This is a genomic window from Streptomyces sp. NPDC020965 (assembly GCF_044333555.1).
Taxonomy (GTDB): Bacteria; Actinomycetota; Actinomycetes; order Streptomycetales; family Streptomycetaceae; genus Streptomyces.
Map to the genome: position 1 here is coordinate 194,796 of NZ_JBIRRE010000013.1, position 13,269 is coordinate 208,064.

6 protein-coding genes and 1 pseudogene are annotated in these 13,269 nt (G+C 69.3%); 2 read left to right on the plus strand and 5 right to left on the minus strand.

From position 1 onward, the window contains the following. Positions 1 to 8: 8 nt before the first annotated feature. The 5 genes and pseudogenes from ACH4S7_RS32020 to ACH4S7_RS32040 form a co-directional block, all read right to left on the minus strand. A pseudogene (locus ACH4S7_RS32020) lies at positions 9 to 5,591 on the minus strand (type I polyketide synthase); the annotation flags it as partial. A 33-nt stretch (positions 5,592 to 5,624) separates the two neighbouring features. Then, complete coding sequence (locus ACH4S7_RS32025) at positions 5,625 to 8,807, minus strand: type I polyketide synthase (RefSeq protein WP_398524864.1); 3,183 nt, start codon at positions 8,805 to 8,807, stop codon at positions 5,625 to 5,627. Next, positions 8,699 to 9,436: a thioesterase II family protein gene (locus ACH4S7_RS32030; protein ID WP_398524865.1), complete on the minus strand. Its 738-nt coding sequence runs from the start codon at positions 9,434 to 9,436 to the stop codon at positions 8,699 to 8,701. Before ACH4S7_RS32030 ends, ACH4S7_RS32025 begins: the two co-directional genes overlap by 109 nt. Beyond that, positions 9,433 to 10,683, minus strand: a complete 1,251-nt coding sequence (locus ACH4S7_RS32035) for a cytochrome P450 (RefSeq protein ID WP_398524866.1) — start codon at positions 10,681 to 10,683, stop codon at positions 9,433 to 9,435. Before ACH4S7_RS32035 ends, ACH4S7_RS32030 begins: the two co-directional genes overlap by 4 nt. Next, positions 10,680 to 10,901 carry a phosphopantetheine-binding protein gene (locus tag ACH4S7_RS32040; RefSeq protein ID WP_398524867.1) on the minus strand — a complete coding sequence of 74 codons (222 nt, stop codon included), beginning with the start codon at positions 10,899 to 10,901 and terminating at the stop codon, positions 10,680 to 10,682. Before ACH4S7_RS32040 ends, ACH4S7_RS32035 begins: the two co-directional genes overlap by 4 nt. 643 nt (positions 10,902 to 11,544) lie before the next feature. Between ACH4S7_RS32040 and ACH4S7_RS32045 the strand changes: the two genes are divergently transcribed. Together ACH4S7_RS32045 and ACH4S7_RS32050 are read left to right on the plus strand one after the other, a co-directional pair. Beyond that, positions 11,545 to 12,381: a putative nonproteinogenic amino acid hydroxylase gene (locus ACH4S7_RS32045; protein ID WP_398524868.1), complete on the plus strand. Its 837-nt coding sequence runs from the start codon at positions 11,545 to 11,547 to the stop codon at positions 12,379 to 12,381. 315 nt (positions 12,382 to 12,696) lie between these two features. Further along, positions 12,697 to 13,212: a toxin-antitoxin system HicB family antitoxin gene (locus ACH4S7_RS32050; protein WP_398524869.1), complete on the plus strand. Its 516-nt coding sequence runs from the start codon at positions 12,697 to 12,699 to the stop codon at positions 13,210 to 13,212. Positions 13,213 to 13,269 lie beyond the last annotated feature (57 nt).

A 13,269-nucleotide genomic window follows, 5' to 3' on the forward strand; every position in this document is an offset into this window, starting at 1 on the left:
GCTCTCCTCTAGCCGAGCTCTTCGTCCAGCAGCGAGAGAAGCTCTCCCGCTGATGCCGAACTGATCCGGTCGACGATGCCAACCGTTGATGCCTCACCCGCCATCGAACGGAATCGGCCCTGCAACGCGCCGAGCCGTGTGGAGAGGGCGGCCTTGTCCTCGTCCGCGAGACCGAGGAACGCGTCTTCGAGTCGAGCGCCAAGACCTTCGATCTCCCGGGTCAGCCGATCGGCCGGAGACGCCTGGTCGCACCCGGGGCCAGGGGTGATGACCCCGATCAGGAACTGCGCGACGGCGATCGGGTTCGGGTAGTCGAAAGCGAGCGTGGCGGACAGCTTCAAGCCGGTGACCGTCGACAGCCTGTTCCGCAGCTCAAGCGCCGTGAGCGAGTCGATTCCCAGATCCCTGAACGCCACCGCGGGACCGATCAGCCCGGTGTCGGCGTGGCCGAGGACGAGCGCGGTCTGCACCCGAACGGCATCGAGCACCAGCGTCTCCGCTTGGGCCGGTGGCAACGACCCCATCTGCTGTGCGAGTCCGACGTCGGTGACCTCCTGGCTCCCCGAACCGCCAAGCGTCTCAGGTGTTCCGATCAGACCGCGTAGGAGCGGCGAACCCGCTTGGCCGGCGTGCGCCGCGCTCAGTGCGGCGAGACGCAGACGTGCCGGCACCAGCACCGGTTCGTCCCGCGACATCGCCGCGTCGAAGAGCGCGAGCCCCTCATGCGAAGCCATCGGCTGCACGCCCTGCCGTTGCAGGCGTCCGATGTCCACCGCACCGAGATCGGCGCCCAGCTCACTGCGTTCCGCCCAGTAGCCCCAGCACAACGAGGTGGCGGCCAACCCCTCGGCGCGGCGGGCCTCCGCCAGACCGTTGAGGAAGGCGTTGGCCGCTGCGTAGTTGGCCTGCCCCGTCGTCCCGAGCACACTCGCGATCGAGGAGAACAGGACGAACGCGGACAGGTCCAGATGCTGGGTCAGCTCGTGCAGATGCCAGGCGCCATGCGCCTTCGGCGCGAGCACCGAATCCACGCGGTCCTTGGTCAACGCCGTGACGACCCCGTCGTCCAGCGTGGCGGCGCAGTGGATCACCGCCGTCAGCGGGTGCTCGTCCGGCACCGCGGCGATCAGCTCGGCGACGGACTCACGGTTCGTGACATCGCACGCCACGACCTCGACCTGCGTCCCTGCCGCGGTCAATTCCTCCCGCAGCCCTGCCGCCGCGGGAGCCCCCGGTCCTCGCCTGCTGATCAGCAGCAGCCGGCGTACCTCGTGTCGGGCCACGAGGTGCCGGGCCAGCATCGCGCCCAAACCGCTGGTACCACCGGTGATCAGCACCGTCCCGGATCCGAGAGCGGAAGCATCTGCCGCCTTGCCGAGGGTTCGGCGACCGACGGATGCGGCGCGGGCGTGCACGAGTTGCGGGATGGTCACCACGCCGGCTCGGATCATGAGCTGGGGTTCTCCGGTGGCGGCCAGCGTCGGGATGCCCGCCCACGAAGCGGGCTGGTCGTCCGTGTCCACGAGGGTGAACCGGCCCGGGTTCTCGGTCTGCGCGGTGCGCAAGAGTCCCCAGGTCGCGGTTCCCGCGGGGTCGGCGGGGGTTACCCGGTCGTGCTGGATCGCTCCCCGCGTCACGACGACCAGGCGTGCGTCGGCGAACCGGTGGTCGGTGAGCCAGTCCCGCATCCACCGCAGCACACGGTCGAGGTTCCGCTCGACGGCGGCGAGGGTGTCGCCGGCGACCGCCCGGTCGATGCCGGCGATGACGACAGGGGGTATCTGCTGGCCGGAACCGGAGAGTTCGTCGAGGTCGGCGAAGACCGCCCCGCCCGGTCCCAGGGACGCGGTGAGCGCGTCGGACTCTCCCAACACGGCGTACCGGCTCTCGCCCTCCGCTGACGGAACCGGGAAGGGAACCCAGTCCACCTGGAACAGCGCGTCGCGGTGGTCGCGACTCAGTTCGGTCAGCTCCTCAAGGTCCGCGGGCCGCAGACTCAGCGATTCGATGCCACCGACGGGTGCTCCGTTCTGATCCACGATGGTCATGGACAGCGTGTTCTCCCCCGCCGGCGCGAGACGGACGCGCAGCACGGTCGACTCGGTGGAGTTCATCCAGACGCCCGTGCAGTGGAACGGCAGCCAGCCTTCGGACCTGGTGTTGCCGATAACCTGCCCCAGGCCGATCGGGAGCAACGCGGTGTGGAGCAGCGCCGGGTGGATCTGGAACCGGCGGCCCGGAACCGCGTCGACGGGCGCGGGCAGCTCCACCTTCGTGAACAGGGCGTCGTCGTGGCGCCACACCTCCTTCAGACCACGGAACAGGGGTCCGTGGTCGAATCCGATGGCGGACAGCCGGGCGTACTCCTCCTCGAAGGGCACCTCGACCGCACCCGCGGGAGGCCACGCGACGAGGCCCTCCTCCCGGCTGGTTCCTCCGGCACTGGACCCGACGACCCCGACGGCGTTCCGCGTCCACTCTGGTTCGCCCTCGCCCCGTGAGTGCACACCGATCACACGGTTGCCGTCCATCACGACGCGGATCTCGCGATCGGTCGTACGAGACAGCACCAGCGGTGCTTCCAGGGTGAGTTCGTCGACGGTGTCGCAGCCCACCTTGTTCGCCGCCCACACCGCCATCTCCACCAGTACGGTTGCCGGTACCAGGACCGCGCCGTGGACCATGTGGTCGGCGAGCCACGGGTGGCGCCGCAGGGACAGGCGCCCGCTGGCCACCACTCCACCGCGCTCTCCGTCATCGGGCAGGTCGATCACGGCATCGAGGAGCGGGTGGTCCGACGTGCTCTCGATGGTGGTTTCGCCGGGTGTGGTCAGCCAGTAGCGCTGTCGCTGGAAGGCGTACGTGGGCAACTCGACCCACCGGCCGTGCTCGGCCGGGAACACCGCCTCCCACGACACCGCGACGCCCGCGACGAAGACCTCGGCCGCCGACCGGTACAACCGTGCGATCCCCCCCTGACCGCGGCGCAGCGAACCCGCCACCACCCCGGCGACACCGGGGGTGTCGTCGAGCATCTCCTGGAGGTTGACCGTGAGCAGCGGGTGCGGGCTGACCTCGATGAACGCACGGTGCTCCCGTTCGAGGAGGTTCCTTACGGTGGCTGCGAAGCGGACCGGTTCCCGCATGTTGCGGAACCAGTAGGCCGCGTCCAGCTCCATGGTGTCCAGCAGCCCACCGGTCACCGTCGAGTAGAACGGCACCGACGAGGACATGGGGGTGATCCCACCCAGCTCGTCCCGTAACGGGGCCTCGAACCGGTCCATCAGCGGCGAGTGTCCGGGAACGCTCGCCGGGATCCACCGCGTGTGTATGCCCTCGGACTCACAGCTCGCGACCAGCTCCCTGACGGCCGAGGCCGCACCCGAGACCGTCGTCGAGTACGGTCCGTTGACCGCGGCAACCGCGGCCCGGGACGCCATCCGCTCCAGCAGGTCCCGTACCCGGTCTTCGGTCGCCACGATCCCGGCCATGCCGCCCTCCCGGGTGGCCGTGGCCAGCAGCCGGGAGCGCAGGACCACGATCTTGGCCGCGTCCTGCAGTGTCAGGGCTCCGGCGACGCAGGCCGCGGCGATCTCACCCTGGGAGTGGCCGATCACCGCGTCCGGTGTCACCCCGAGCGAACGCCACACCCGGGCCAGCGACACCATCACCGCGAACAGCACCGGCTGGACGACGTCGATCCGATCCAGGTCCGCCGCGGCCGGGCCCCCGCACACGGTGTCCGTCAACGACCACGACACCCATGGCTCCAGCGCTTGTGCGCACGCGCGCATCTGCTCGGCGAAGACCGGGTTCGTCTCCCATAGCTCGCGCCCCATGCCCACCCACTGGCACCCCTGGCCCGGGAACACGAACACCGTCTTGCCCACCGGCTTCGCGACGCCGGAGACCACGCCCCGGGGATTCCTGTCTCGTTCGACAACTGCGGTCAGGCCGAAGAGCAGCTCGTCCCGGTCCGCACCGACCACCACCTGACGGTGCTCGAACAGCGATCGCGTCGCCACCAGCGAGTATCCGACCCCGGCGACCGGCAGGTCCGGATCCGCTGCCACGCTGTCCCGCAGCCGCAGCGCCTGCTCCCGCAGTGCCTCCGCCGAGCGCGCGGACAGCACCCAGGGCACCGCCCCAGGGGGGCCGGTGCCCACCTGGCCGGGTGCCCGCTCAAGGGTCTCGGGCGCCTGCTCATGGATGTCGACCGCCTGTTCGATGACGAGGTGCGCGTTCGTGCCGCTGACCCCGAAGGACGACACGCCCGCGCGCCGTGGCCGTCCCGGCGCGCTGGCCCACTCCCTGGCTTCGGTCAGCAGCTCCACCGCCCCGGCCGACCAGTCGACCTGCGGGGTCGGCCGGTCCACGTGCAGCGTCCTGGGCAGCGCTCCGTAGTGCATCGCCGTGATCATCTTGATCATCCCGCCGACGCCCGCGGCCGCCTGCGTGTGGCCGATGTTCGACTTCAGCGAGCCCAGCCACAACGGGGCACCGGGGTCCCGGTCCTGTCCATAGGTGGCCAGCAGCGCCTCCGCCTCGATGGGGTCGCCCAGCTTCGTGCCGGTACCGTGCGCTTCCACCGCGTCCACCTCGCCGGGCGCCAGTCCGGCATCGGCCAGGGCCGCTCGGATGACCCGCCGCTGCGCCAATTCGTTCGGTGCGGTCAACCCGTTAGACGCGCCATCCTGGTTGATCGCCGAGCCCCGGATCAACGCCCGGATCCGACGCCCGTGGCGCCTCGCGTCCGACAATCGCTCAAGCACCAGCACGCCCGCGCCCTCGCCCCAACCGGTTCCGTCGGCCGCCTCCGCGAATGACTTGCACCGCCCGTCGACGGACAGGCCCCGCTGTCTGGCGACCTCCACGAACAGCCCCGGAGTCGGCAGCGCAGACACCCCTCCGGCCAACGCCAACGCGCACTCCCCGGACCGCAGGGAGCGCACCGCCTGGTGGACGGCGACCAGCGACGACGAGCACGCGGTGTCCACCGACACCGCGGGACCTTCCAGACCCAGCACGTACGCCACCCGGCCCGAGGCCACGCTGGTGTACGTCCCCGCGATCGCGAAACCCTCCACATCGGCGGCCGCCCCGCCGCCCATCCGCGGGCCGTAGTCGACCCCGTAGATCCCGGTGAACACCCCGGTCGCCGAGCCCCGCAGAGCGGACGGGTCGATACCCGCCCGCTCCAGCGCCTCCCACGACGTCTCCAACATCAACCGCTGCTGCGGATCCATCGCCAGCGCCTCGCGCGGGCTGATGCCGAAGAACGCCGCGTCGAACTCGGCGAGACCGGACAGGAACCCGCCCGACCGGGTGTACGTCCTCCCGCGCGCCTCGGGATCCGGGTCGTAGAGCGCCTCCACGTCCCAACCACGGTCCTGCGGGAAGTCACCCACCGCGTCCACACCGTCGGACACCAGTCGCCACAGATCTTCGGGGGACATCACCCCACCCGGGAAGCGACAGCCCACACCGACGACCGCGATGGGCTCGCGAGCGGACTCCTCCAGCTCGCGCACCCGCTCGCGCAGCGTCTGCGCGTCGCCGACGGCGCGTCGCAGGTAGGACCGAAGCTTGTCGATGTCCTCCACCCATGCCTCCCCAACAGTCGCTCAGACGTATCCGCGGTCGATCAGTTCGTACAGTTCGTCATCACTACGATCTTCCGGACTCTCCGGGTCCGGGGTATCGGGCACTTCCGGCGTGAGGAGGGAGAAGATGTGGTGTCCGAGCGCTCGCGGGGTGGGGTAGGTGAACGCGACGGTGGCCGGGAGCCGCACACCGGCCACCGTGGTGAGCCGGTTGCGCAGCCGGACGGCCATGGCGGAGTCGAAACCCAGGTCCTTGAAGGTTTCGCTCGACCTCGCCGCGAGATCGACACCCGTCAGGGCCGCGTCCTTCGTGCTCAGCACCGCTGCGGTCGCGGCGCACACGAGCTCGAGGGCCGACGCCAGCGACCCGATCACCTGCGCGGTGGAGCCCGTCTCCGTGGTTCCGGTGTCGTCGGGTGCCGTCAGCCAGTACCGCTGCCGCTGAAACGCGTAGGTCGGCAGGTCGATCCGGCGTGGTCGATGGACGGCGAACACCGCCTCCCAGTTCACCGGTGTACCTCGTGCATACAGCTCGGCCAGCGATGCCAGGACCCTGCCCGCGCTCCCGTCGTCCTTGTGCAGGGTGGCCACCACCGGCGGCGAGGCGGCCAGCGCGTCGGCAGTCTCCGCCATCGCCACCCCGAGCACCGGATGCGGACCGACCTCCACGAACGTTCCACCGCGTTCACGCATCAGGCGCTCGACGACCTCGCCGAATCGCACCATGGAGCGCAGGTTGTCGTACCAGTACGAGCCGTCGAGCGTCTGGGGGTCGCGCACCTCCCCGGTGACCGTGGAGTGGAACTCCACCGCCGTTTCCTTCGGCGAGACGTCGGCGAGGTCCACGAGCAGACGATCACGGATGCGTTCGACGTGGTGGGAGTGTGACGCGTAGTCGACCGTGACCCGACGCATCCGGACCCCCTCGCCGGCGGCCATCGCGGCGAACTGGTCCAGCGCCTCGTCGTCCCCGGAGAGCACCACCGAAGCCGGCCCGTTGATCGCGGCCGCACAGAGCCGCCGGGACCACTGTCCCATCTGGCTCCGGACCCATGCGGGGGACGCGAACACCACGCTCATCCCACCGCCCAGCCCGGTGAGTTCAGTCAGGGCCCGGCTGCGCAGGGCGACGATGCGCGCCGCGTCCTCAAGCGAGAGCGCGCCCGACACGCACGCCGCGGCGATCTCTCCCTGCGAGTGACCGATCACCGCGTCCGGTGTCACCCCAAGCGAGCGCCACACCCGGGCCAGCGACACCATCACCGCGAACAGCACCGGCTGGACCACGTCCACCCGGTCCAGCGACGCGGCCGACTCCGCACCGGTCAGCACATCCACCAGCGACCAGTCCACCCACGGTGCCAGGGCCTGCGCACACGCGTCGATCCCGCGCGCGAAGACCTCCGACTCCGCGTACAACTGCCTTCCCATACCGTCCCACTGCGAGCCCTGACCGGGGAACACGAAGACCACGGGACCTACCGGTCCTTCGACCACTCCCCGGAGCACCCGCGCCGAGTCCTCGCCCGCCACCAGCGCGTCCAGGCCGACCAGCCGCTCCGCACGGTCACCGCCCAGCAGTACCGCCCGGTGCTCGAACGACGACCGCGTCGACACCAGCGAGTACCCCACATCGGCCGCCGACAGCGACGCGTCCGCGGCCACGAGACCGCGCAGCCGCGCCGCCTGCTCCCGCAGTGCGGGCCCCGACCGCGCCGAGAGCACCCACGGCAGTACCGCGGAGGACGGGCCCATGCTCTCCCTCGGTCCGGCCGCGCCCGGCGCGCCCACGGCAGATGCCTCCATCCGCCCCCCTGGCGCCTCTTCGAGGATCACGTGTGCGTTCGTGCCACCCATCCCGAACGCCGACACCCCCGCCCCCCGCGGCCGGCCCGGCGCACTCGGCCAGGGCCGTGCCGTGCTGAGCACTTCGAAGTCCTTACGGAAGTCGGGCATGGCGGGGTTCGGGGATCGAAAGTTCAGACTCGGAACCAGCTCAGCGCGGTCCAGGCAGAGCGCCGCCTTCAAGAAGCCGACGATCCCCGCGGCCGGCTCCAGGTGTCCGACGTTCGTCTTCACCGAGCCGATCACCAAGGGGCGGCTGCGGCCGGTCGCGCGGAACACCTCGCGCAGGCCGGATATCTCGGCCGGATCGCCAAGGCGTGTTCCGGTGCCGTGGGCCTCGACGTAGTCGACATCGTCGAACGGGACGGCCGCGCGTCGCAGAGCGGACAGCACCGTCGCCGACTGCGCACCGGGGCTGGGGTCCGGCATCCGGGAGGAGGCGCCACCGCTGCCGACACTCCAGCCACGGGCCACCGCGTAGATGTGGTCACCGTCGGCTACGGCGAGGTCGAGCCGCTTCAGCAGGGCGAATCCGCCGCCCTCCCCCCGTACGAAACCGCTGGCCCGCTCGTCGAAGGCGAAGCAGCGACCGTCGGGCGACAGGGCGCCCAGATTTGCCAGGCCGAGTCCCGCCTCCGGATCGACGATCAGGTTCACCCCGCCCACGAGCGCCATGTCGACCGCGCCGACGTGTATCCGTTCACATGCCAGCGCCAACGACACGAGGGAGGAGGACTGGCCCGAGTCCGCACAGAAACTCATGCCGCGGACGTCGAACAGATGGGAGATCCGGTTCGCGATCAACGCGCCGCTCGAACCGAGCGCGGCGTAGTGGTCGGACCGGTCGCTCCGGGACAGCCGGCGCAGCACGTCGTACCCGGAGGACGCGGCACCGACCAGTACGTCGATCTCGCGGCCCGCAAGCGCGGTCGCCGGGACACGGGCGTCCTCCACTGCCTCCCAGGCGAGCTCAAGACCCAGCCGCTGCACCGGGTCCATGGCAGCCGCCTCCGCCGCACCCGTGCCGAAGAACGGCGCGTCGAACCCGTCGATGGACTCGAAGAACGAACCCGAGGTCACGGTGGCCGTGTCCGGGTGCGCAGTGGAGTTCGAGGCGCCTGCTCGATGTTCGGGGAACCTTCCGACGGTCGACTTCCCGTCGAGCAGTAAGCGCCAGAATCCCCCCAGGTCGTGAACGCCGGGGAAACGGCACGACATACCGATGACAGCTACTGCGGGCTGCACTCCGTTCACCGCCAACAGGTCAACACCTTCCGCAATGCGTCGGGCGCGTCCGCGAACGCGTGATGCCCGCCGTCGACGACCCGGAAGTCGACCGAATCCGAGTACTGACGCCATCCCTGGAGCTGATCGAGGCTTACCTCCGGGTCGTCCCGCCAGTGCACGACGACGATCGGGCATCGCACCACGACCGGCTCCGCCCGCCGGTACGCCCGCGCGGCGGCTCGATCGCTGAGCAGCACGGACAGCCCCATGTCGATCATGTCCGGTCGTAGTTCGATCCCTCGGCTGCGAACGAACGACACCACCTCGGCGCGGAGTTCGGGTTCGGTCATGGTGAGCATCCGGTCGCGCGAGGCGTCGTGCGGTGCCGGCTGGCCCGACACGAAGAGGCAGTCCGGTCCGGGCAGACCGAGAGCGGCGAGCCGGACCACGGTCTCGACCGCGGGCAGCGCGCCCGCACAGTGCCCGAAGAACGCGAAGGGCCGATCGATCAGCGGCACCAACGAGTCGGCCAAGTCGGCGGCGAGGTTCTCGTAGGTGCCGTAGTGCGGATGGGACAGCCGGTTCTCGCGACCCGGGAACTGTACCGGGCAGACCTCGATGTCGTCGATGACGGCCGGCCAGGCGCTGAAGGCCGAAGCCCCGGACCCGGAGAAGGGGAAGCAGAAGATGCGGGCGGGGTGCGCGGGGGACGACGGCCGGACGAACCACGGCGACGCGGCGGTGCCGGAGCCAGGTGTCATGGCGTCCTTCGATTCTGCACGACGATGGGGAGATGGGTCATTCCGGCGATGAAGTACGACCGCAGGTGCTGCGGTTCGCCGGCGAGGTCGATCGATCCGAACCGCTGGAGCAGTTCTTCGAAGAAGATGCGCAGGGTCATCCTGGCCAGCGGTGCCCCGACGCAGAAGTGGGGCCCGAACCCGAACGCGACCTGGCGCTTCGCGCCGCTCCGCGTGACGTCGAACGCGTGCGGATCCGGGAACTGGGACTCGTCCCGATTGGCCGAACCGATCCACGCGACGACCGCCCCACGGGCCGGGATCGTGCCCCCGCCGATCCGGACGTCGTCCACCGCGTACCGCATGAAGTTGCACGCGGCCGATGACCAGCGCAGCCCTTCCTCGACCAGGTTCGGCACCAGCGACGGGTCGGCCTGTGCCTTCGCGAACTGCTCGGGCCGCTCGATGAGGGCGTGCACCGTGCCCGCGACGGTATGCGGCGTCGTCACGTTGGCACCCAGGAGAATGCTGTAGCCGTCGAGAGCGATCTCCTCGTCGGTCAACGGCGCGTCCCCCACGCGGGCGCTCATGAGGTGGTCGAGCAGGCTCCCGTCCGCGCCTCCGGCCAGCCGCCGCCGTTTGACCCACTCGGTGACGTAGCTGACGAGTTCGTGGTGGGAGATGGCCAGCGTCGCGGCTTCGCTCCCGTGCTGGAAGTGCGGGTCCGAGGGTGCCGTCACCATCGCGGTTAGCTGGACGAGTTCGTCCCAGTCACGCTCCGGGATCCCCAGAATGGGGCCCGTGACGATCGCGGGGAGGAGCAGCGCCTGCTCGGCCAGGTCGAAGACATCGCCATCGCTCGCCGGTTCGAGGAAGCGGACGATCACCTGCCGGATCCGGTCCTCCCAGGACGCCAGCGCCCGCGCGGTGAGCCCGGCACCGATCGCCCTGCGGACCTGGGTGTGTCGCGGCGGATCGGTGGACGTCAGCAGCTTGCCCGCCGCGACATCGTCCATGCCGAGGTGGGTGACGACCGTGCCACGCTCCGAGGTGAACGCACGGTGGTCACTGAGCACGCGGGAGACGTCGTCGTATCGAGTCACCGACCAGAACTCCCGGCCGTCCGGCAGGACCTGGTGGTGCAGGGGCGCCTTCCTCCTCATCACGTCCCAGATCGCGTGCGGATCGCCCGAGCTGTAGAGGTTCAGATCGAACAGGTTGACTCGGCCGAGATCGATGTCGCTCCCGGTACCCGGTGTCAACCTCACGTCCGCGCCCTCCCTTGAGCGATCAACTCGGCGACCTGGGCCGGGGTCTGCGCCAGGTAGAAATCGCGCACGGACAGTTCAACGCCGTAGTCTCGTGACACTCGGTCGATGATCCTGATCCCGATCAGAGAATTGCCGCCGAGCGCGAAGAAGTCGTCATCGGCCGCGACCTCGCAACCGCCGAGGTATTCCCCCCACAGCGCCGAGATCTCCTGCACGAGTGGCGCCGGCGCGCTTGAAGGCGCGGCTTGTGGTTCTGACGCCCCATCCTGTCCATCTCGCTGGTGGACCCCCGGCCCCAATGCCATTTCCAGCCCTTCCTTCTCCGCCGAACGGGACGAGTCTCTGGTGATTCTCTTCTGCTCACAGCGCACCGGTGGTGTCCGGTCTGAGCAGAAGGTGAAGTGTGCATCGACAAGCCATGGCCGGCTGCTGGTGTCCGCGACGCCGTCCCGACATTGATCATTTACCCGACCCCATCGGAGGGCGTCATCGGGGGGACACCATCGGGACGCCACGGTAAAGAGCCGAGGAAACCCCGCGCAAGAGATGACCGGGCGGACACCTAGCCGGGGGCACCGGTTGTCCCGCTGACAGGACAGGAGGTGGCGGTGAACGAGGAAGACCTGCGCGACATGGGTGAGCGTGCCTTCACCGACGATCGTAGAGCAGTCATTACCCACGCGGACGACTGCGCTCGCTGACTATTACCCACAACTCTCTGGCTATGACCCACAATGTGCGGCTAGCCTGCCACACTCCCTGGGCCATTCGACCTCGGGAGCAGCCAGGTGACGATCCGGAGGAATATCCAGCAGTTTCCGGGTGCGTCAAACCAATCGCATACTGAGGGGGATTTAGTTGCTTAAGTCGCAACGGCTCGCGGTGCTGCCCATCGACTCATACGATCTGGATTCTGAATTCTCCGTCGTGGACCGCCACGAGTACGGAGGCGAGTATGACGCCCTCACCTTCGGGTCGTGGACGTGCCATGTGCTGGCCAACGGCAGCGGCGCAGAATCCGACATCGCCTTCCGCCCCCACAGTGGCCGCCTGGCCCTCACCGAACTGGGGAGGCAGTTGCCGGGCATCATGTCCCTGGTGACCGGGCATTTTTCCCTGGACCGGTTGCAGTGGGTGCGTATCTTCAGCCTCCGTGACGGAGTCATGGCCCCACACGTGGACTTCCTTGAATTCGCTGAGCCAGGAACCAGGTTGCAGATTCCGTTGCGCACCTCTGAGGAATCCCTCCACTCAGAGAATGACATCGTCTATCACCTGCGCCGCGGTGAGGTGTGGAAGATACACACGACTGCCCCCCATTCCGCTTGCAGTTCCGCCGAGACCGCCCGGCTCTCCCTCTGTCTCGACTTCTCGGATGCCGAGGAGCCCGTCGCGATCCGCAACGACGTTCCCGCGACCGAGCCGATCCGGATCATCGAACGACCTGAGGCGACAGAAGCGGAGCTCGAAGAGCTCCTGGGCTCCGGACGACCGTTGACCCCGGCGACCATGCGGTCGGACTTCCGTCGATTCGCCACGCTCCACTTCGAACGGCGCGCACCTGCCACCTCGGTGTTCGAGTGGTACGAGGAGGCCGCCCGGCGCACCGGGGACCTTGGCATGATCACCAAGGCCCGAGCCTTCCGCAGGTACTGCATCGAGAAGCGGACCGACGGCGAGGCGTTCGACTGGTGAGGCGCGGATGGCGGTGTCGGCGAGCAGTCCCCCCGTGATCCGCGGCCACAGCCGCCACTGAGACCGTGGCGCGGCGTGGTGTCACCTTCGAGCCGGCCTACATGACACATCAGGACGCCGGATGGTGCCATAGGGGTGCCATCCGGCGTCGTTATGTGCCCTTCAGGCCGTGCAGGACGCCCGTTCGAGCGTGGCGCCACAGTGGCTCACTTCTGCTCCACTTTTCCGCAGTTCAGGCCACTTCTCCCTGATTCCGCTCGACACAGGACACCACTCAGGCTTGCGCGTGTGCCAATGTGGTGCCACCATAGCGTCATGGAGCTGACCCCGTACGTTGACTCAATCCACCGCGAACTCGCGGTGGCCGCCGACGCCTGCGGGGACGATGCCCGCGAGCTGGCCGAGAGACTCACCACTCCCCTGGCCTCGGCGATCCGGCTGACCATGCTCAATGTGCTCTCCGACGCGATGGACGAGATCACCCACGAGCTCGCCCCCGGCTCGGTCGACATACGACTGCGCGGACTCGACCCCGACTTCGTGGTGACACTGCCACCGACCGACGACACCCCCGCGGAGCAGGCACCGCCCGTCGAACCGCTCAGGGCCCCGGCCCCGTCCGACGGCGACGAGAGCGGCACCGCCCGCGTCAATCTGCGCCTGCCGGCCCACCTCAAGTCGCGCGCCGAAGAGGCCGCGACCCGTGAGGGCCTGTCCGTCAACGCGTGGCTGGTGCGCGCCGTTTCGGCCGCGGTCGACGGCGGCGGGCGACCGCGGCCGACGGAGCGGACCCAGACCATCGGACAGAACTTCACGGGCTGGGTGCGCTAGCCCCACCCGCACCACTTCACCCGCACCACGCCCCACCAGCGGGAACCGCCCCAGGAC

What these genes read in the sequence shown, in the direction of transcription:
- ACH4S7_RS32025 (WP_398524864.1), bottom strand. Translation starts at nt 8,807, where the DNA reads ATGGCGTCAGTACTCGGATTCGGTCGACTTCCGGGTCGTCGACGGCGG.
- ACH4S7_RS32030 (WP_398524865.1), bottom strand. Translation starts at nt 9,436, where the DNA reads ATGACACCTGGCTCCGGCACCGCCGCGTCGCCGTGGTTCGTCCGGCCG.
- ACH4S7_RS32050 (WP_398524869.1), top strand. Translation starts at nt 12,697, where the DNA reads ATGGAGCTGACCCCGTACGTTGACTCAATCCACCGCGAACTCGCGGTG.